This window comes from Humidesulfovibrio sp. (assembly GCF_031082295.1).
Taxonomy (GTDB): domain Bacteria; phylum Desulfobacterota; class Desulfovibrionia; order Desulfovibrionales; family Desulfovibrionaceae; genus Humidesulfovibrio.
This window is the reverse complement of the sequence record NZ_JAVHLD010000002.1, coordinates 242998-263866: the sequence shown is the minus strand read 5'-3', so window position 1 is coordinate 263866 and position 20869 is coordinate 242998. Positions and strand designations below refer to the sequence as shown.

14 protein-coding genes are annotated in these 20869 nt (G+C 65.0%); 6 read left to right on the top strand and 8 right to left on the bottom strand.

What is annotated here, in order from left to right; all coding sequences use genetic code 11:
• Positions 1-58: 58 nt before the first annotated feature.
• Positions 59-3715: a pyruvate:ferredoxin (flavodoxin) oxidoreductase gene (gene nifJ, locus RDU24_RS02515; RefSeq protein WP_308734154.1), complete on the bottom strand. Its 3657-nt coding sequence runs from the start codon at positions 3713-3715 to the stop codon at positions 59-61.
• 348 nt (positions 3716-4063) lie between these two features.
• Here nifJ and RDU24_RS02510 point away from each other — a divergent pair, with 348 nt between their 5' ends.
• Positions 4064-5938: a SulP family inorganic anion transporter gene (locus RDU24_RS02510; RefSeq protein ID WP_308734147.1), complete on the top strand. Its 1875-nt coding sequence runs from the start codon at positions 4064-4066 to the stop codon at positions 5936-5938.
• Positions 5939-5944: 6 nt separating this feature from the next.
• Here the strand turns inward: RDU24_RS02510 and RDU24_RS02505 are convergent, their stop codons facing one another.
• The gene (locus tag RDU24_RS02505) at positions 5945-6583 is read right to left on the bottom strand and encodes a LysE family translocator (protein WP_308734146.1); all 639 of its coding nucleotides are present in this window, start codon (positions 6581-6583) and stop codon (positions 5945-5947) included.
• A gap of 10 nt (positions 6584-6593) precedes the next feature.
• Positions 6594-8363 carry a sensor domain-containing protein gene (locus RDU24_RS02500; protein ID WP_308734145.1) on the bottom strand — a complete coding sequence of 590 codons (1770 nt, stop codon included), beginning with the start codon at positions 8361-8363 and terminating at the stop codon, positions 6594-6596.
• A gap of 183 nt (positions 8364-8546) precedes the next feature.
• Between RDU24_RS02500 and mscL the strand changes: the two genes are divergently transcribed.
• Positions 8547-9005 (top strand): large-conductance mechanosensitive channel protein MscL, encoded by a 459-nt coding sequence (gene mscL / locus RDU24_RS02495; protein ID WP_308734144.1) that lies wholly within the window; start codon positions 8547-8549, stop codon positions 9003-9005.
• Position 9006: 1 nt separating this feature from the next.
• Here mscL and RDU24_RS02490 read toward each other — a convergent pair whose 3' ends face one another.
• Genes RDU24_RS02490 through ilvN form a run of 4 tightly spaced genes read right to left on the bottom strand, consistent with a single transcriptional unit; the run spans position 9007 to position 12339 of the window.
• Positions 9007-9822 carry a potassium channel family protein gene (locus RDU24_RS02490; RefSeq protein WP_308734143.1) on the bottom strand — a complete coding sequence of 272 codons (816 nt, stop codon included), beginning with the start codon at positions 9820-9822 and terminating at the stop codon, positions 9007-9009.
• A gap of 2 nt (positions 9823-9824) precedes the next feature.
• Entirely contained in the window at positions 9825-10922 is a 1098-nt protein-coding gene (gene buk, locus RDU24_RS02485; RefSeq protein ID WP_308734142.1) for a butyrate kinase, read from the bottom strand.
• Positions 10919-11860 (bottom strand): phosphate acyltransferase, encoded by a 942-nt coding sequence (locus tag RDU24_RS02480; protein ID WP_308734141.1) that lies wholly within the window; start codon positions 11858-11860, stop codon positions 10919-10921. The genes buk and RDU24_RS02480 overlap by 4 nt, the downstream gene beginning before the upstream one ends.
• The gene (ilvN, locus tag RDU24_RS02475) at positions 11860-12339 is read right to left on the bottom strand and encodes an acetolactate synthase small subunit (RefSeq protein WP_308734139.1); all 480 of its coding nucleotides are present in this window, start codon (positions 12337-12339) and stop codon (positions 11860-11862) included. The genes RDU24_RS02480 and ilvN overlap by 1 nt, the downstream gene beginning before the upstream one ends.
• Before the next feature lie 179 nt (positions 12340-12518).
• Between ilvN and RDU24_RS02470 the strand changes: the two genes are divergently transcribed.
• From RDU24_RS02470 to metG, 4 genes are all read left to right on the top strand, one after another.
• Positions 12519-13373, top strand: a complete 855-nt coding sequence (locus tag RDU24_RS02470; RefSeq protein ID WP_308734138.1) for an MBL fold metallo-hydrolase — start codon at positions 12519-12521, stop codon at positions 13371-13373.
• A 145-nt stretch (positions 13374-13518) separates the two neighbouring features.
• A complete protein-coding gene (locus RDU24_RS02465) occupies positions 13519-13917 on the top strand; it encodes a response regulator (RefSeq protein WP_308734137.1) in 399 nt (132 codons plus the stop codon).
• Between the two features lie 198 nt (positions 13918-14115).
• Entirely contained in the window at positions 14116-15477 is a 1362-nt protein-coding gene (ricT, locus tag RDU24_RS02460; protein ID WP_308734136.1) for a PSP1 domain-containing protein, read from the top strand.
• Positions 15478-15529: 52 nt separating this feature from the next.
• The gene (gene metG / locus RDU24_RS02455; RefSeq protein ID WP_374989737.1) at positions 15530-17497 is read left to right on the top strand and encodes a methionine--tRNA ligase; all 1968 of its coding nucleotides are present in this window, start codon (positions 15530-15532) and stop codon (positions 17495-17497) included.
• A 108-nt stretch (positions 17498-17605) separates the two neighbouring features.
• Here metG and RDU24_RS02450 read toward each other — a convergent pair whose 3' ends face one another.
• Positions 17606-20824, bottom strand: a complete 3219-nt coding sequence (locus tag RDU24_RS02450) for a DUF748 domain-containing protein (protein ID WP_308734135.1) — start codon at positions 20822-20824, stop codon at positions 17606-17608.
• Positions 20825-20869 lie beyond the last annotated feature (45 nt).

Sequence of the window (20869 nt, the reverse complement as noted above, 5' to 3'; positions counted from 1 at the left end):
AAAGGCCCCGGAGCAGTCGTTCCGGGGCCTTTGGTTTCAGGTGCGGTTCTTCGAGCGGTTACTTGCCGCCGCGGCCGTCGTCGCAGGGCTTGGCGGAGTGGCCGCTGTCAGACATGGCACAGGGCTTGGCGTTGCCTGCGGGGGCGGCAGCCGGAGCGGCCGGGGCCGTCGGGATGTCCAGCCCGCCTTCAACGCAGGCGCGCTTGGGGTCGTCCAGCAGCATCAACTGCTGGTAGCGCTTCATGTAGGCGGTCTCGATGTCGGCGCGCAGGCGCTTGGACTCTTCAGGCATGGCCTTTTCCAGCGCGGCGTAGCGGTTCTCGCCGGAGAGGAAGGCCTGGAGGGTGCCGTCGGGGGCCTTGGACTCCAGCTTGAAGGGGTTCTGCCCCTTCTCGGCCAGGTCGGGGTTGAAGCGGTACAGAGGCCAGTAGCCGGAGGTCACGGCCAGCTTGCCCTCTTCCTGGCTCTTGCCCATGCCCTTCTTGATGCCCTGGTTGATGCAGGGGGCGTAGGCGATGACCAAGGACGGGCCGGGGTAGGCCTCGGCCTCGAGGATGGCCTTCAGGGTCTGGTTCTTGTCCGCGCCCATGCTGATGCTGGCCACGTAGACGTAGCCGTAAGTCATGGCGATGCGGCCCAGGTCCTTCTTGTTGGTCTTTTTGCCGCTGGCCGCGAACTTGGCGATGGAGCCGAGCGGAGTGGCCTTGGAGGACTGGCCGCCGGTGTTGGAGTAAACCTCGGTGTCCATGACCAGGATGTTGATGTCCTCGCCGCTGGCCAGCACGTGGTCCACGCCGCCGAAGCCGATGTCGTAGGCCCAGCCGTCGCCGCCGAAGATCCACACGGACTTCTTGGTCAGCAGGTCGCCCATGCTGGCGATTTCGGCCAAAAGCGGGTCCTTGGTCTTGGCCAGCAGGCCTTTCAGGGTGTCGCCCGCGGCGCGGGAGGCTGCGGGATCGTTCTTGCCGGCCAGCCATTCGGCCGCGGCGGCCTTGATGGCGGGTGAGGCGCTGGAGCCCTGAACCTGGCCCATGAGCTCCACAAGCTTGGCGCGGCGCTGGTTGATGGCCATGGTGTAGCCGTAGCCGAACTCGGCGGCGTCTTCAAACAGCGAGTTGCTCCAGGTCGGGCCGAAGCCGTCCTTGTTGACGCAGTAGGGGCTGGCCGGGGCAGAGGCGCCCCAGATGCTGGAACAGCCCGTGGCGTTTGCGATCATCATGCGCTCGCCGAAGAGCTGGGTGATGAGCTTGACGTAGGGGGTCTCGCCGCAGCCCGCGCAGGCGCCGGAGAACTCAAGCAGCGGCTGCTGGAACTGGCTGCCCTTCAGGCTCTCGCGCTTCAGCAGGTCGCCCTTGATGCTGACGGCGGTGTCGAAGAACACCTGGTTTGGAACCTGGAGGGCGGTCTGGGTCTCCAGCGGCTTCATGACCAGGGCCTTCTCCTTGGCCGGGCAGATGTCGGCGCAGTTGCCGCAGCCCATGCAGTCCAGAGAGTTGACCTGGATGCGGAAGCCCAAGCCCTTGAGCTCCTTGCCGAGAGCGGGGATGGTCTCGAAGCTCTTGGGGGCCTTCTTGGCCTCGGCGTCGTTCAGCAGGGCGGGGCGGATGGCCGCGTGGGGGCAGACCATGGCGCACTGGTTGCACTGGATGCAGTTTTCCTTGACCCACTGGGGCACGTTGATGGCCACGCCGCGCTTTTCGTACTGGCTGGTGGACACCGGGAAGGAGCCGTCCGGGGTGAAGGCGGAGACGGGCAGGGCATCGCCGTTCTGGGCCAGGATGGGCCGCATGACGTCGGAGACGAAGGCGGGAACCTTGTCCGTTATCACGGACTTGTCCTTGGCCTTGGCCCAGGAGGCGGGGACCTTGATTTCGATGAGGTTGGCCAGGGTCTGGTCGACGCCGTCCACGTTCATCTTGACGATCTTGTCGCCCTTCTTGCCGTATTCCTTCTTGATGGAATCCTTCAGCAGCGAGATGGCCTTGTCGATGGGCAGCACCTTGGCCAGCTTGAAGAAGGCCGTCTGCATTATCATGTTGATGCGGTTGCCCAGGCCCACAGCGGAGGCGATCTTCACCGCGTCAATGGTGTAGAGCTTGAGCTTCTTGTCCGCGATGGTGCGCAGCATGGCCGCGGGCAGGTTGGCCTCCATGTCGGCCACGGTGGTCCAGGTGGAGTTCAGCAGGAAGGTGCCGCCGGGCTTGATGCCTTCCAGCACGTCGTAAATGTTCACGTAGCTGGACTTGTGGCAGGCGATGAAGTCGGCCTGTTCCACCAGGTAGGTGGACTGGATGGGCTTCTTGCCGAAGCGCAGGTGCGACACGGTGATGCCGCCGGATTTCTTGGAGTCGTAGGCGAAGTAGCCCTGGGCGAACAGCGGCGTGTTGTCGCCGATGATCTTGATGGCGCTCTTGTTGGCGCCTACGGTGCCGTCGGACCCGAGGCCCCAGAACTTGCACTGCACGGTGCCCGCGGGGGTGGTGGCCAGGGCCGGGCCGACCGGGAGCGAGGTCTTGGTGACGTCGTCCTCGATGCCCACCACGAAGTGGTTCTTCGGGTTGGCCTTGGCCATGTTCTTGAAGATGCTCATGACCATGTTCGGGCGGAACTCTTTCGAGCCCAGGCCGTAGCGGCCGGCGATGATTTGCGGCATGGCCTTGCCACGCTCCACAAGGGCGGTGCAGACGTCGAGGTACAGCGGGTCGCCCAGGGCGCCGGGCTCCTTGGTGCGATCGAGCACGGTGATCTTCTGCACGGTCTTGGGCAGCACGGCGAAGAAGGAGGCGGCGTCGAACGGGCGGTACAGGCGCACCTTGATGAGGCCGACCTTCTTGCCCTTGGCCAGCATCATGTTGATGACTTCCTGCACGGTCTCGCAGCCGGAGCCCATGGCCACGATGATCTCGGTGGCGTCCGGGGCGCCCACGTAGTCAAAGGGCTTGTACTTGCGGCCCGTGAGCTTGCCGACCTTCTTCATGGCCTCTTTCACGATGCCGGGAACCGCGTTGTGGTAGGGGTTGGCGCGCTCGCGTCCCTGGAAGTAGATGTCCGGGTTCTGGGCGGTGCCGCGCAGGGCCGGATGCTCGGGGTTCATGGATTTCTTGCGGAATTCTGCGACCTTGTCGTAGTTGACGAGTTTGGCCATGTCCGCCTGGTCGATGACCTCGATCTTCTGGATTTCGTGGCTGGTTCGGAAGCCGTCGAAGAGGTGCACGAAGGGAACGCTGGACTCGATGGCGGCCAAGTGAGCCACCAGCGCCAGGTCCATGCATTCCTGCACGGAGGAGGAGGCCAGGAAGGCGAAGCCGGTCTGGCGGCAGGCCATGACGTCCTGGTGGTCGCCGAAGATGGACAGGGCGTGCGCCGCCAGGGCGCGGGCCGAGACATGGAACACCGCGGGCAGAAGCTCGCCCGCGATCTTGTACATGTTTGGGATCATCAGAAGCAGGCCCTGGGAGGCGGTGAAGGTGGTGGTTAGCGCGCCTGCGGACAGCGAGCCGTGGACGGCTCCGGCGGCGCCCGCTTCGGACTGCATCTGACGGATGTTCACCACCTGTCCGAAAATGTTCTTCATGCCTTTGGCGGCCATTTCGTCGGCGATCTCGCCCATGGTGGAGGAAGGCGTGATCGGGTAGATTGCAGCGGCCTCACTCATTGCATAGGCCACATGCGTGGTGGCCGAGTTGCCGTCCATGGTCTTCATCTTTTTTGACATGCTCATATCCCTCTTTCTTGTGATGTGAAGGTTTGGGCGGTTGGTAGCGTATTTCAACACGTAGATCAAAATGGTTTCGATGGCAACTTGTGTGCCAAAAAGAACGCGCAACTATTTTGCCTGTAACTTTAGTGTGTTGATGTTGTTGATGGGCGAGCCTTGATTACTTGGAGCGGTTATGTCTGAAAAAAAGGCAGCCCCTTGAAGCTCGAAAGCTTGAGCCGGTGCGGGTTTGCCGTCATCGGCACGGATGTCCGATCAATCAGACAAATTCAGACTGGCATCCTCGGCATGTTTGGGCTAGGGAATACGAAGATAGGGGAAAACCGCAGAGCTGACGGGAGACCCATGGAACAATGTGAATTCATCCCGCCCAAAGGCCCCTGGGCCAAGAAGACGGAGCGGATGATCGAGCGGCTGCTGAGTCTGCTGCCGTTCCTCGCCTGGTGGCCCCAGGTGTCGCGGCGGACCCTCAAGGCCGACCTCTGGGCCGGACTCACGGGCGCGGTCATCGTGCTGCCCCAGGGCGTGGCCTTTGCGGCCATCGCCGGCCTGCCGCCGGTTTACGGACTCTACGCGGCCATGGTGCCGGTTGTCGTCGCCGCGCTTTTCGGATCGTCCTATCATCTGGTGTCCGGCCCCACCACGGCCATCTCCCTCGTCGTCTTCGCCAATGTGAGCCGCCTGGCCGATCCCGGCAGCGCGGAGTACATCCGCCTGGTGCTGACGCTGACGCTTTTGACCGGCATGTTCCAATTGGGCCTGGGCCTGGCGCGCCTTGGCGCGGTGGCCAACTTCGTGTCACATTCCGTGGTCACGGGCTTCACCGCAGGGGCCGCCATCCTCATCGCTACCAGCCAGCTGGGCACTTTTCTGGGGCTTGATCTGCCGCGCGGCGGCACCTTCCTGTCCACCTGGGGCAGCATGCTGCGCGCCCTGCCGGAGGCCAAACCCTATGTGCTTGGCCTGGGCGCGTTCACCATCCTCATCGCCGTGGTCATCCGACGCTTTTGGCCCAAGCTGCCGAAGCTTCTGCTGGCACTTATCCTTGCGAGCTTGCTGAGCTTCGCCGTGGACGGGCCGGAGCATGGGGTGCTGCTGGTGGGGGCGCTGCCCGCGTCCCTGCCGCCCTTCACGTTGCCGGACTTCGGGCTGAACGACCTGCGGCGGCTGGTGCCGGGGGCTTTGGCCGTGGCCATGCTCGGCCTGGCCGAGGCCGTTTCCATCGCCCGCGCCGTGGCCACCCGCTCCCAGCAGATGATCGACAACTCGCGCGAGTTCGTGGGCCAGGGCCTGGCCAACGTGCTTGGCAGCCTGTTCTCGGCCTACGCCTCGTCGGGCTCCTTCACGCGCACCGGGCTCAACTTCGAGGCTGGCGCCAAGACCCCGCTGGCGGCGGTGTTTTCGGCCCTGCTGCTGGCCGGGATCGTGCTGCTGGTGGCGCCGCTTACGGCCTACCTGCCCGTGGCGGCCATGTCGGGCGTCATTCTGCTTGTGGCCGTTAACCTGGTGGACCTGCACGGCATCCGGCACATCATCCGCACGGACAGGAACGAGACCGGCATCCTTGCCGTGACCTTTCTCGGCATCCTCTTCGTGCAGATGGAATTCGCCATCTTCTGCGGGGTCATCCTCTCGCTCCTCATGTACCTGAAGCGCACCTCGCACCCGAACTTCACGGTGCTTGCCCCGGACTTGGACAACCCTCGGCGGCCGCTGCGAAACGTGCGCCGCAAGGAACTCAAGGAGTGTCCGCAGATCAAGATCCTGCGCCTGGACGGGAGCATCTTCTTCGGCGCGGTGAATCATATCTCCGAGGAGCTGCACCGCGTTATGGACAGCTTCCCCGAGCAGTGCCACATCCTCATCGTCGGCAACGGCATCAACTTCATCGACGCCAGCGGTTGCCACATGCTCTACAACGAGGTCTTGAGCCTCAAGCTTTCGGGGCGCGACATGTTCTTCTGCTCGCTCAAGGAGGAGGTGCTGGAGGTGCTGCGCCGCGGCCTGTGCCTGAAACGCCTGGGGGGTGAGCACATCTTCGAGTCCGAGGGACAGGCCATCGCGCACATGGTGCCCCGGCTCGACCCGGAGCGCTGCGCCTGCTGCCCGAACAGGGTGTTCCGCGAATGCGCGTTGATGCCCGGCGGCGAGGGGCACGACCACGAGGCGCCAAGGTCCGGGAACGCGCAGGCCGAGAACCCGCAGCCGGCATCTTCCTGATTCCGACTAGAACAGCAGCAGGCGCAGGCCGTCGCGGACGTAGAAGCCCGCGTAGGCCAGCAGCATGACGCCAAGCCCCCGCATGGCCAGCAGGTAGCCTCGGCTGCCCAGCACCGGGCCGGTGCGCCAGGTCAGGAGCGCCACCCCGAACTTGGACCCGACGATGGTCAGGAAAAAGGCCAGGAAAAAGCTGGCCAGCGTGAGCCAGCCCTGGGCGCGGGCTTCCATGATCAGGGGCGCGCCCACGGTCATCCAGAACAGGTACGGGCCGGGGTTGAGGAAATTGGCGAGAACCCCCTTGCCGATGCTGCCCGGAGCCTTTCGAGCTTGCGGGCCATCGGGCCTGGAGCCAGGCGGCGTGAAGCGCAGGCAGCCCAGCGCGCAGTACATCAGGAAGAGCGCCCCGCAAAGGGTGAGGCCGCCAAGGAGCGTGCCGTGACTTGCCGCGCTGCTGGTCAACAGGAGCGCGGCAAGGATGATGGGCGAGTCGGTGAGCAGGGGCGCCAACGCCACCTTGCCGCCCTCGCGGGGGCCGTGGGCCAGGGTTTGGGCGATGACGAGCGCCAGCAGCGGGCCGGGGGTGATGCCCGCGGAAAGGCCGAAGGCCGCGCCAGCAAGGGCGGCAGTAACCGCGTTGGTGATCATGGCCGGGCGCTCAGGAGGTGATGGCCTCCGAGGTGAAGGTCTGCACGAAGGCCTCGGCGCGCTCCTCGGACAGCGGGCGCGAGAACAGGTAGCCCTGGAAATATTCGCAGCCGAGGTCCGTGAGGATGCCGTGCTGGTTGGCGTTCTCAACGCCTTCGGCCACCACGTCCATGCGCAGGCTCGTGGCGAGCTGGATGATGGCGCGCACGATCTCCAGGTTGTCCTTGCCGGTCTCGAGCATGCGCACGAAGGACAGGTCGATCTTCAGGTGGTCCAGCGGCAGCCGCGTCAGGTAGGACAGGGAGGAGTAGCCGGTGCCGAAGTCGTCCACCGAGAAGGACACGCCCATGTCGCGCAGCTCGTGCAGCTTGGACAGCACCGATGTACCGCTCTGCATGAGCGCTGTCTCGGTGACCTCAAGCTTGAGGTTGCGGGCGGGCAGGCGCGTCTCATTCAATATCTCGCGCATGCGCGGCAAAAAGTCGGTCTTGGGCACCTGCTGCGGCGAGAGGTTCACGGACATCATGGCGTCCTGCATGTGCGGGTAGCGCTCGCGCCATTTGGTGAGGATGCGGCTCGCCTCGCGCAGTGCCCAGTAGCCCAGTTCGACCACCTTGCCGGAGTCTTCGGCGATGGGGATGAATTCGCCGGGCATGATGAGCCCGCGGTCCGGGTGCCGCCAGCGGGCCAGGGCTTCGAAGCCGAAAAGCTGGCGGTTCTTGCCCAGCTGCAGGATTGGCTGGAATTCCAGGAAAAATTCGCCACGGGCGATGGCCCGGTCCATGTCGTTTTCCAGGCGCACCACGTTGAGCGTTTGGCGCAGCAGCGACTGGGTGAAGCTTTTGATGCGGTTGCGGCCCAGGGCCTTGGCGTGGTGCATGGCCAGGTTGGCGTTGCGCAGGGCTTCCTCGGCGCTGCTGGCCAGGTCCTGCCCGAGAGCCAGGCCGATGCTCGCGGTGACGGTGATCTCCTCATTTTCCAGCAAAAAGGGCGCGGCCAGGGCCTGGCGGATGCGCTTGACGGCCTGGATGGGACGCTTGTAGCTGTCGAACTCTTCCATGAGCACCACGAACTCGTCGCTGCCGATGCGCGCAACCGTGTCCAGTTCGCGCACGCTGGCGCGCAGGCGCTTGGCCGTCTCGACGAGCACCGCGTCCCCGGCGTGGTGTCCCTGGGTGTCGTTTATGTTCTTGAAGCGGTCCAGGTCGATGTAGATGATGGCGTGGCGGTAGTCTGCGCGGCGCTTGGCGCGCTGCAGGGCGATGCCGATGCGCTCCAGGCACATCGGACGGTTCGCGATGCCGGTGAGCGGATCCTGCTGGGTCAAATGGCGCAGGCGCGACTCCATGAGCTTATGCTCGCTACGGTCTTGGAACATGCACGCGCAGAGGCCGGGTTCGACCTGAAAGCAGTGCATTTCAAAGGCGCCGGCGATGTCCAGGCTGCGGTATTCAAGGTGGTCGGTCCGCCAAGCCGCTCCCCCGGCGCAGATCTCGCGGATGCGCTCGGGCACTTCGGTGTTCTTCAGCCCCGAGAAGGCCTCCTCCATGGGCAGTCCGAGCAGACGGCTGTTGTCCGTATGCATGAGAGTGTCCGCTGCGGGGTTGGAGCCGGTGAAGATGAGCCGCCCGTCCCCATCGAGGCGGAAAAGATGGATGCCCATGGGCGAGGAATGGAGAAGATTCTGGTAGCGGCGTTCAGCCCCGTTTATGGTCCGCTTGGTGGTTCGGTCCGTCACAGTGGAGGTTTCGGCGGCTTTGGGGGTGGGCTTGGCTGCCATGGCGTTCCGTGGGTTCGTGGTGCGTTTATTCTTTCAGATTTCATAGCACCATCGGATTTGAATTGGAAGTGAGCGGAGGCGTTTTTGCGTAGGCTCGGCTTTACGCCAGCAAATGCCTTGTGCTAGAAATCGCTCTGGCCGAGGTCCGGTCGGGAAAGACCCACAATTGCACGGAGGTTCGGGATGCTGAAAGATTTCAAGGCGTTCATCATGCGCGGAAATGTGGTGGACATGGCCGTCGGTGTCGTCATCGGCGCGTCTTTTGGCGGCATCGTCAAGTCCCTGGTGGACGATGTGCTCATGCCGCCCATCGGGCTGCTGCTGGGGCGCGTGGACTTTTCCAACCTCTATTTGACCCTGCGCGACGGCGCCACGCCCGGCCCCTACGCCGCTTTGGTAGAGGCCAAGAAGGCCGGAGCAGTGACCTTGAACCTTGGGCTTTTTGCCAACACGGTCATCAACTTCGTCATCGTGGCCATGGCCATTTTTCTTGTGGTCCGCGCCATGAACCGCCTGCAGGCCATGCAAAAGAGCAAGGAGCCCGCGGCCGAGCCCACCACCAAGGAATGCCCCTTCTGCGCCAGCACCATCAGCCTCAAGGCCACGCGCTGTCCGCATTGCACCTCGGAGCTGCCGAGCTAGCTCAACCTTCCGCCTGCTCGCGGAACGGGTTGCGGTGCGCGGCGGTCATGAACAGATAGGGATAGTTGGCCTTGAGGTGGCGCATATAGTCCAGCCACTGCAGGGCCAGCAGCCGATAGGCGCGCTCCAGGTCGCCGCCCACGTGGGTGGCGTCAGCGACGCTCAGCGCGCTGAGGTCGAAGCGGAACTCCAGCTCTTCCTTGATGTGCAGCACGGCCCAGAGCAGGTCTGTGCACGTCTCATGCTCCAGAAGGTTGGGATTCTCCAGCAGCCGCACAAGCAGCGGGCTTTTTTCGGTCAGGAAGTCCTTGATGCCCTGCAGGGCCGCGGCGTCCGCGGCGACCTTGAAGCCGTGCTGGGCCATTGAAGCGGAATACTTTCGAAAATACTGCTCGGACCAGCTGTCGGCCTCGGGCAGGCGTGCGCGCAGGCTCGCGAGGTCGGTGTCCAGCAGCGCAAGCTTGCGCAACAGGCGGATGCCCGCTTCGCTGAAAAACACCCCGATGACCATGTTGAGCTTTTCCTTGCGTTCCTTCTGGGCGCGCCGGGTCAGCAGATGGTCCGAGGCGGCGGCCACGGCGTTCATGAACGAGCCGACGCCCGTCAGGATCATGATGCCCGCCACGACGCGGCCTGCGCCGGTGTGCGGCACCACGTCGCCATAGCCCACGGTGGACATGGTCACCACGCTGAAATAGAGCGAATCGGCGAAGTCGAAGCCTTCCACATGCATGAGCGCCAAAGTGCCCGCCAGGAGCACCACCGCCAGCACGCCCAAGGCGGCCAGCACGCGTTTTTGCCCGTTATCGAGCTGCATCCTCACCCCTCCCTCTGACCATAGACGCGCACGGGCGCGGCCCCAGCCAACGCTGTCAGGGCACCCGCCGCAAGCGCTCGCATCTCCTCCACCTCGGGCAGGATAACCACCGGCGCCAACCAGGCCACCCGGCGCTGTATGGCCGCCGAGAGGGGCGCGCTTTTGGCCATGCCTCCGGTCAGCACCACGGCGTCGACAGGCGCGGCATCGTCCTCGTACAGGGCAGCGGCCATGGCGGCCGCGAACTTCGCCACTTGATAGGCCAGGGCCTGCAGCACGTCCTCGGCGTGGCGGTCGCCAGCGGCGGCGCGGCCCTCGATGTCGCGCAGGTCGTTGGTGCCGACATGAGCGTACAGGCCGCTTGAGGTCAAGAGCTCACGGGCGAGCGCCGCCGGGTCCTCTCCGCGCCGTACCAGCTCGAGCACCGCAAGGCTGGGCAAGGTGCCGGCGCGCTCGGCGCTCATGGGGCCTTCGCCGTCCACGCCGTTGGTCACGTCGACGATGCGGCCCCTGTCATGCGCGCCAACGCTGACCCCGCCGCCCAGGTGGGCAACCACGAATTTGGCGGCCTCGTAGCGCAGGCCCAGCCCCTTTGCCGCCCGTTGCGCCGCGGAGCGCTGGCTCAGGGCATGAAAGACGCTGCGCCGCCGGATGCGCGGCAGGCCGGTCAGGCGCGCCACCTCGCGCAGCTCGTCGGTGACGGGCGGGTCCACCACGAAGGCCGGACAGCCGGAGGCCTGGGCGAACTCCGTGGCCAGGGCCGCGCCCAGGTTGCAGGGGTGCTCGCCGTAGCGCGCCTGGGCCAGGTCGTCCAGCATGGACTGGCACACGGCGTAGACACCGCCGGGCAAAGGCAGCAGCAGCCCTCCGCGACCGGCCACTGCCTGGAACACGGTCTCGCCCAGGTGGCGCGCCACCGCGTCGGCCACGGCCTTGCGACGCAGGGCAAGTTGGCCCTGCACGCTGCCGCAGGACTCCAGGGCGGTCTTGTCGTGGCTGATGTCCTCGGAAAACAGCTGCGTCTCGCCGTCATAGGCTGCCACCTTGGTGGAGGTGGAGCCGGGGTTGATGCACAGCACGCGCGGGGGACTCTGGGTCATTGCGGGCCTCCGGCGATATAGGCCGCCAGGGCGATGGATGCGAACTTGGAGTGCTCGGTGTCCCCGCGCGAGGGGACGACGATGGGCACGCGGCTGCCGACGACGACGCTTGCAAGGGTCAGGTTCATAAGTGAGTTCAGTGTTTTGTAGAGGATGTTGCCGGACTCGATGTCAGGGGTGCAGAGGATGTCCGCCTGACCGGCCACCGGGCCTGCCACCCCCTTCATGGCGGCTGCCGACGGGGAAACCGCCAGGTCGAGCGCCAGCGGACCGGCTACGAAGGCGTCGTCAAATTCGCCGGAGTCGGCCATTTTGGCGATGATGTCCGCGTCCAGCGTGGCGGGCATGGCCGGGTAGTTGACCTTTTCGGTAGCGGCCAGCATGGCCGCGCGCGGGCGGGTGATGCCCAGGCTGCGGGCCACGGCCAGCGCGTTCTTGAGGATTTCCACCTTGCGCTGCAGGGTGGGGCGTATGTTCACCCCGGCGTCGGTGAGGAGCATGAGCCCTGCCTGGCCCGGGGCGCGGCCCGGCGCGTCGAATACGGTGACGTGGCTCAGGATGCCGCCTGGCGGAACGAGCCCGGCGTCCTTGACCAGCACGGCCTTGAGCACGGCGCTGGTGGCCACGAGCCCCTTCATGATGAGCTCGGCCCGGCCCTGGCGGAAACAGTCCACGGCAAGCGTGACCGCCTGCGTGTCGTCCGGGCAGTCCTGAAGCTCGAAGGCGCCAATATCCAGGCCCAGGCGCTCGGCAACGGCGCGCGTGCGGTTCATGTCGCCAAGAAGGATCGGCTCGGCGAGGCCTTCCTTCGCGGCCTGCAGCGCCGCCCGCAGCACGAACTCCTCGTCGCAGGGGGCGATGGCCACGCGAGGCGCTCTGCCTCGGGCCTTCACGGCCCGCACCACCTGGTCCAGGCTGGTCAGGCGGGGGGTGTTCACTAGTCGTCTCCGCGCTTGAGGGCGATCTTGCCGGTGCGGGCCATGGACAGAATGCCGAACGGCGCGAGCATCTTGATCAGCCCGTCAACCCGCTCGGAGTCGCCGGAAAGCTCGACCGTGAGGCTCTTTTCGCCCATGCCCACAACGCTGGCGCGGAAGACCTCCAGGATCTGCATGAGCTGCGAGAGGTTCTCGGCTCCGCGTTGAATTTTCATGAGCACCAGCTCGCGGTCGAGGAACTCCTTGCGCGCCAGGTCGTCGACCTTGATGACGTTGGCCATCTGGGCCACGGCGCCGGTGATGACGTCGATGTCGTCGTCCGGGGCCTCCAGGCAGATGACCATGCTCGTCACCTCCGGGTTCTCCGTCTCGCCGCAGGAGATGCTCTGGATGTTCAGGTTGCGCTTCTTGAACTCGTTGGCCATGTCGGCGAGAACGCCCGTGCGGTTGGCCACCAGGGCGAAGATGGTGTGTTTCACGGCAGGCTGCTCCTTGTGCTGTGTTGCGTGCAACGTGCAAGTTTAGCCCAACTGCCTGCGGAAGCAAAGACCCCGCCGGGGCTTCCGGCATGGTCGCGGGCCTTGCCATTGCTGCGCGGTATGGATAAGTAGCAAAAGATGAGTCTCCTGAATTCGGTCGACTTGCCAAGACGCTGGCGGTGCGCGCTGTGAAGGTGCGTTGCTGGGGTGCGCGTGGCTCAATTCCCGTTTCCGGGCCGGACTTCAATCGCTATGGCGGCGACACCACCTGCATTGAGATACGCTCAAAGAACGATGCGCTCCTGGTCATCGACGCGGGAACGGGCATCCGCAGGCTGGGCTGCCGATTGACCGAGGAGGGGCGGCTCGACCTGACGCTCCTGTTCACGCACACCCACTGGGATCATGTGCTGGGCCTTCCGTTCTTTAAGCTCCTCTACAACCCCAGCGCGCGAATCAGCCTGTACGGCAGCCCCGGGCTGCAGGGCAGCATTGCCAAGCTTCTCGGGCGGGTCATGGCGCCGCCGCTGTTTCCGGTGCCTTTCGTGAACCTGCCCTCCACCATCGTCAGCCGCGAGTGGCCGGGAGACGTGATGCAGGTGGACAGCCTGCGGGTGCGGCGCATCGCGCTTTCGCATCCAAACCTTGGCGCGGGCTACCGCGTGGAGGAGGACGGGCGGAGCTTCGTCTTTCTCACGGACAACGAGCTTTCGCATCCTCACCGGGGCGGGCGCAGTTTCGAGGAATACGCGGACTTCTGCCGTGGCGCGGACCTGCTGGTGCACGACGCCGAGTACACGCCCGAGGAGTACCCGGAGCGCCTTGGTTGGGGGCATTCGCATGTCGATGACGCCGCGAGGCTTGCCCTGGCCGCCGGCGTGAAGACCCTTGGCCTGTTCCATCACAACCAGGAGCGGACTGACGACGGCGTGGACGAGATGGTGCGTCGTTGTCGCGCAGTCTTCGCCGGCGCCGGTTCCGGCCCGGTTCCAGACTGCCTGGCCGTGGCCCAGGATTCCAGCTTCGACCTCTAGCCCGTTCCATCTCACCTCCGCCTCGACGAACCTGGGCAACCCTGCTTGGATGCCCGGCTGGACTTGATTTCTGCGCCAGGAAATGCCAAACCCGCTTGTGCCCGGAAAAAGGCAACCGGTGCGGGAACAATGGGGGGACGGACGGATGCGCGTACTCATCGTGGATGACGATTTCTACAGCCGTGTCATGCTCCATGACATGATGCGGCCCGTTGCGGAATGCCATATCGCGGTCAACGGAGAGGAGGCACTTGGGGCCTTCAAAAAAGCTTTGGATGACGGGCGCCCCTACGATCTGGTCTGCATGGACCTGGTCATGCCGGAGATGGACGGGCAACAGGCCTTGCGCGAGATGCGCGGCTACGAGGACGACCTTGGCCTGGAGAGCGAGCGCCGTTGCAAGATCATTGTCATCAGCATGCTTGAGGATTCCCGCGAGACCAACGACGCGTTCTTCCTCGGCGGGGCAGACTGCTTCCTGGTCAAGCCCATTGACGAGGAGCGCTTCATGGCTGAGGTCCGCGCACTGGGGCTTTCGGCCTAGCCGGACCGCATAGAACGCTCGGTCCGGTCCAAAGGACAGGACGGGCGGACGGGGGCAGCGGCCTGGCCGTTGGCTTCCGTCGTTTTTTTTGGGGCTCCTTCGCCCCTTGGCGACATTTGAACTTCGACGAAAAGTCGGCTAATGAAGCCTACGAAGCCGCACGGCCCCTTGGCCTAAAGCGGCACACAGGACAGGTGCATGACTCAGATTCTCGGGATCAAGTTCAGCGACCACGGACCGGTCTGCTATTTCGCCTCGGGCGCCCATGTGGTGAGCGCGGGGCAGTCAGTGCTGGTGGAGACCGACCAGGGCCTGGCCCTTGGCCATGTGGCGCTCGTCGCCGCCCCTGAGGCCGTCCACCAGGACGCTCACGTTGTCGTCGTCGCACCCGCGGAGAACGCCCCGGCCCCCTTCGAATCCGTGCTGGTAGGCGCGGACTGGCACGATGACGCCGCCGCCCCCGCAACGCCCGACCAGGGCCTAGAGACGCCCGGCAATGCCTCGGAGCAGGCGCACGATGCCACCGCGCCCAGCGGCGGGGTGTATTCGCTGGAGCAGGCCGCCCAGTATCAGCCTCGTCCGCTCAACGCCGACGGGTTGCAGCCGATTTTCCGCCTGGCTGGTCCGCAGGACCTGGAGACCGGGGCCGAGAACAAGCGCCTGGCGCGCCGCGCCTTCAACTTCTGCCGGGGCTGCATCTCCAGCCAGAACCTCGACATGAAGCTGGTGGACGTTGAGGTGCTGCACGACCGCAGCAAGATGATCTTCTATTTCACCGCGCCCAACCGTATCGATTTCCGCGAGCTCATCAAGAGCCTGGTGCGCGAGTTCCACACGCGCATCGAGTTGCGCCAGATCGGCGTGCGCCACGAGACCCAGATGATCGGGGCCATCGGCAACTGCGGGCAGGTTGTGTGCTGTCGCCGTTTTCTGCGAAAGTTCGCGCCGGTGACCATCAAAATGGCCAAGGAGCAGAATCTGTTCCTGAACCCGGCCAAGATCTCCGGCATCTGCGGGCGGCTCTTGTGCTGCCTGAGCTACGAGCAGAAGGGCTACGAGGAATTCCACAAGCAGTGCCCCAAGATCGGCAAGCGCATCCAGACGGCCATCGGCAACGCCAAGGTGCTGCGCGCCAATTTCTTCAAGAAATCCATTTCTGTATGGGTTGAGGATATGGGGGAACGCGAGTTTACCCTCGAAGAATGGAAGGATTTGGTGAACCGCCAGATTTCGCCGGAGGGCGCAGCCCAGGCGCCGGAAGGCCATGCTCCGGAGCGTCAGGGGCGACAGGGCGGCGGCAGGCCGTCCACGGGCCGCCCGTCCCGGCCGGAGCGCGCGCCGCGGCCAGAGAAATCCGACCGGCCCGACCGGCCAGAAAAATCCGACCGGCCCGAACCGCGCGTGCAGGCACCGGACGGCGCTGAGACCCAGGCGCCCCAGCGGGCTGCGGGAGAGGCTCTCGAGCCCGGCGCAGACCGTCCGGAAAGGCCCGAGGGCGACGCCGGGCGTTCGCGTCCCCGGCGCAAGCGCCGCAAAGGCAGAGGCCCCAAGCCTGCCTAGGTCCGCAAGGGCCGCCACCACCCAGGTCTGGAAACGCTCCAAGGAGTCGAGATTGAGCCGCTTCTTCGTCACCACGCCCATTTTCTACGTCAACGCCAAGCCGCATCTGGGCCACGCGTTCACCACCATCCTGGCCGACGCCATGACCCGCTTCCACCGGCTCATGGGCGACGAGGCCTTTTTCCTCACCGGCACGGATGAGCACGGCGACAAGATCGCCAAGGCCTCCGATGAGGCCGGGCAGTCGCCCAAGGAATACGCCGACCAGATCAGCGGCCTGTTCCGCGCCCTCGGCCCCATGCTCGGGGCCAAGCCCGACCACTTCATCCGCACCACCGATCCCGAGCACATCAAAACCGTGCAGAAAGTGCTGCAGAAGGTCTACGAGGCTGGCGACATCTACTTTGGAGAGTACGGCGGGCACTACTGCTTCGGCTGCGAGCGCTTCTACACCGAGAAGGAACTTGTGGACGGCATGTGCCCGGACCACAAGACCAGGCCCGAATACATCGCCGAGAAGAACTATTTCTTCCGCATGTCCAAGTACCAGGCCTGGCTCATCGAGCACATCAACCAGAATCCCGACTTCATCCGCCCGGCGCGCTACCGCAACGAGGTGCTGAGCCTGCTCGAGTCCGGCGCGCTGGAGGACCTGTGCATCTCCCGGCCCAAGAGTCGCCTCACCTGGGGCATAGAGCTGCCCTTTGACCAGGACTTCGTCTGCTACGTCTGGTTCGACGCGCTCTTGAACTACGTCAGCGCGCTGAACTACCCGCGCGGCGAGAAGTTCAAGAAGTTCTGGCCCGCCAACCACATCGTGGCCAAGGACATCCTGAAGCCACACGCCGTGTTCTGGCCGACCATGCTCAAGGCCGCCGGACTCGCCCCGTACCAGTCCCTCAACGTCCACGGCTACTGGCTGGTGCGCGACACCAAGATGTCCAAGTCCTTGGGCAATGTCGTCGAGCCCAAGCAGATGGTGGACGCCTACGGCACCTCGGCCTTCCGCTACTTCCTGTTGCGCGAGATGGCCTTCGGCAGCGACGCTTCCTTTACTGAGGAAGCCCTCGTTGGCCGCCTGAACGCCGACCTGGCCAATGATCTCGGCAACCTGTTCAACCGCGTGCTGTCCATGACGCACAAGTATTTTGAGGGCAAGGTGCCCAGCCCCACGGCGGAGACCGAGGAGGACGCGGAGCTCAAGCGCCTGGGCCGCGACGCCATGCGCAACTTCCAGGGCCACTTCGCCGAGTTCCGCACCGCCCGGGCGCTGGAGTCCCTCTGGGAACTGGTGCGCGCCCTGAACAAGTACATCGACACAAGCGCGCCCTGGACCCTGTTCAAGAACAAGGACAAGGCCCGCCTGGGAACGGTGATGTACATGCTGCTGGAGCACATGCGGAAGATCGCCGTGCACCTGTGGCCGGTCATGCCCGAAGCCAGCGTGAAGATGCTGGAGCAACTCGGCTGCTGCTTCGACCTGGACAAGGTCAACCTGGCCAAGGAGCCGGAGGTGTGGGGGCTGCTCGACTCCGGCCTGGCCGTGCTCCAGACTTCCAACCTGTTCCCGCGGGTGGAGGTGCCTGAGCCTGCGCCGCCTGCGGCCTTGGAAGTGGAAACTCCCAAGGCCCCGGCTGCGGAGCCCAAAAAGAAGGCTCCTCCAAAGGCTCCGGAAGGACCCGTTGGACCGGCGGACTCCATAGAGTTCGCGGACTTCCAGAAGCTCGACCTGCGCGTGGGCACCGTGCTCTCCGCCGCCAAGCATCCGGACGCCGACAAGCTCCTGGTGGTGCAGGTGGCCCTGGGCGACCCGGAGCCGAGGCAGATCGTGGCTGGCTTGGCCGATCGCTTCAGCCCGGAGGATCTCGTGGGCAAGCAGGTGGTGGTTGTGGCCAACCTGGCCCCGCGCAAGCTCAGGGGCATCCAGAGCCAGGGCATGATCCTGGTGGCCAAGGATGCCGAGGTGACGCGCCTTTTGACCGCTGCCGGCACCGTGGACGACGGCGGCAAGGTCGCCTAGGGCAGGCGCCAACGCGCACCATCGATAACGGCAAAAAGGCCGGGACTGGCGACACCAGTTCCGGCCTTTTGCTTGTTGGCACGCCTGGAGTCAGGCGGCGTTGTCAGGCTATCTCAGGGTGAAGTCGACACGCCCGCCAGCCGGAACGCCCTTGGGGGCAGCGCCGCCGGTCTTTGGCGCCAGCAGGAACACCCGGCCCTGGTCTATGCCGCCCTTTTCCACCAGCCAGGCCTGCACTGCAACGCCCCGGTCCTTGGCCAGTCTGGTCAGGTCGTCTGGGGTGGCCTGGATGTTGCTCAGCAGCAGGGCCTCCATTTGCTCCGGGGGCAGGCCCTTGGCCATTCCGATGAGGTTGCGCGGCTTCTTGATGTCTGCGGCCTTGTACACCCGCTCCAGATAGCGCGGGTACTCCTCCTCCGTCACGGTGACATCGGACAGACCTCCGCTGGCCTTCCCCCGGCGCGCCATTTCCGTGGCCTTCGCGGACCTCACGCGGCGATCAAGGATGGCTCGCTTGAGCCCTTCCTGCTCCAGCGCCGGGTCCGCAACGCCCGTCACCTCGATTTTCAGCGCCTCGCGCTCGCTGAGCGCCTTGGCCAGCGTCTGCAGGGACTTCTCCGCAGCCGGGGGCAGGGTGGACTGTCCAGGCTCAAAGGTGATGTAGGACAGTTCCTCACCGCCGCCGAACATGGAGGCCAGGAGCGTAAACGGCGAAGTGGCCGCCTTGACGATGAGGTTCAGGATCACCTTGGCGATGACGCCGCCCAGGCTGAACTGGGGATCGTTCAGCGAGCCCTGGATGGGCAGGTTGATGTCGATCTCGCCCTTGGAGTTCTTGAGCAGGGCCAGCACCAGGTTGATGGGAATGGACATGGCGTCGGGGCTGTCCACCTTGTCGCCGATGGTCAGCTGGTCGAGGAAGATGTTGTTCTCGGCCTTGAGGGCGTCCTTCTCCACCATGTAGTGCACGTCAACGGAGAGCTTGCCCTTCTGGATGGCGTAGCCGATGTGCCGCCCGGAATAGGGACTGAAGGTCGACATCTCGATGCCCTTGGCCTTGGCCTGGATATCCAGGCTGAGAGGCTTGCTCAGCGGGTCCATCTTGCCGCTGATTTCAAGTGGCGCGGTGCGGTCTATCTTGCCCTTGATGGCAACTTCCGTTGGCGTGCCAGCGGAAAGCTTCCCGATGCGGCCGCTCAGGTCCGTCAGGTTGGCCGTGTAGTTGGGCTTGATGAAGCGGTCGGTGAAGTTGATGTTGCCGCCGCTCAGGACGATCCTCCCGATGCGGATCTGCGGGCCTGGCTGTTGCGAGCCGGTTTCGGTCTTGGCCGCCGGGGGTGCCGCTCCGGCAACAGTCATGTTGGGCGAGGGCTTGGCGGACTTGGCGCTCGGCTCGGTCTTTTCGGCCTGCGCGGGCTTGTCGCCCTTGCCGGGTTGGTCCTGCTTGGCCGGGGGTTCCTTGCGTACCACGTCCTGCAGGTTGAGGCGCCCCTCGGGAGTCAGCAGCAGTCGTGCGAAGAAGCTGGAGAGCGCCACCTCGTCCACGCCGAACCGAAGCGGGGAGGTTCCTGCTGACAGGCCGGAAAGCTTGAGGCTGCGCCAGCGCAGCAGGTCTGTCGAGTTGACCTTGTCGAGCACGTTGAGGTCGATGAGGGCCACCTCACCCGTGAAGGAGGTGTCCGGGTCGCCCACCTTGAGGTTGCCCTTGACCGAGACGTCGCCCCTGGTCAGCACCGCGTTGAGGTCGCCGGTGAACCAGCCCTGCAGGGCCACGAGGTCGACCTGGCTCAGGCCCAGGTCCAGATCGGCGCGAACAGGCTCGGGCTGTACCGTGCCCGCGATCTTGACGCTGCCGTGCTCGTTGATGCGCGTGGAGAAGTCCAGCTTGGCCGTCTGACCGGCGCCGCTGGCCAGGCCGTCGAGCCCAAGGGCCAGGTCCGCGGCCACAAGGGGGCGGACCTTGGGCAGTGTCTCGTCGGAGTAGCGCAAGGTGCCGTCGGCAACGGCGATGCGTTTGACCTGCCATTTCCAGGCCGCAGGGGAGGCCGCCGCCTTGGCGTTTTGTGCGGGCTTGGAGGCCTGCTTCGCGACGGCCTTGCCAGGGGTCTTGGCCGGGGCTCCCGGCGCGGCAATGGCCGCCTGGATGTCCAGCGTGCCGTTGGCCAGCCTGCGGGCAACGCCAAAGGGCTTGCTCAGCCGAACCTCATCCACGGTGGCTTGGCGTTCGGACTTGGAGACGCTGATGCCGTTGACATCCAGTTCGGCGAAGCCCAGGAACGGCTGCTTGTCGCCAGCCTTGGCCAGGGCCAGGTCCGTGACGCCGAACTTGGCGCGGACCAGTCCGGCCAGGGTCGCCTCGTCAAGCTTCAGGCTGGTCTTGCCCACCGTGAGGCGCAGCCTCGGTCCGCCGGGCTGGGCGCGGATCAGCGCGATCTCGCGCAGCGTTGCCACGCCTCTCACACGAACGCGTGAATCCTTGCCCTCCTGGACGAACTCGACCATGAGGTCGGTGTCGAGCTTCGCGGATTCCAGTTGTGCCGGCATATCTGGCGGGGCATAGTGGAATACACGCATTAGGTCGAAATCATTGATTTTGAATTCAACCGCAGCGTCCTTGCCCGGTGCGAAAGGCCGCAATTTTCCCGTCAGGGCGATGGGCGCTCCATTGACCTTGGCCGCGAAGCTCGGCAGCACGTCGCTCTGCACCGCGCCCGAGGTATTGGCCACGAAGGGGATGCCCAGGTTGATCTCCGTGACCTCCTGGCGGCCTTTTTGGAGTTGATCCTCGAAGACCACGGACCCGCCCTCCAGCGTGATGTTCGACACCGAGAATTCCGGCGTGGGGCTGGGCGGGGTGCTGGGCTCTGGTGGCCCGGCGAGCCATTTGTCCAGCAGGTCGGAGATGTTGTACCGGCCTGAGGCCTCGCGGATGAGATGCAGCTTGAGGCCGGACAGGCGCACCTCGCTGACCACCGGAATGCCGCGCGCCAGGCTCAGGGAGGAGATGTCCACGTAGAGGCGGTCAAAGCCGAAAAGCGGGGCCTCCGTGCCGTTGGCCTGGCTGATGGAGAACCCGTTGATGGCGGCCGAGAGTGTGTAGGGCGACACTTCGATGCGCTCGACGTGAACCGGACGACCGAACTCGTCGCTCAGCAGCGCCTCAAGCTTCGCCTTGGCGAAGCCGGGAAGCCAGAAGTACCCGAGAAGTCCGAACAGAAGCAGGAGCGCAACAACGGTTGACAGGCCGTAGCGCACGAACCTGGGGCGCATGGCGGCGCGAGCAACTTCCTTTGCCTTGGACGCGATGGAGTCTTGGGTGGTTGTCATGGCGCTTCGGGGTTGAGGTTGGCACGTCTCGCCCGCTTCTTGGCG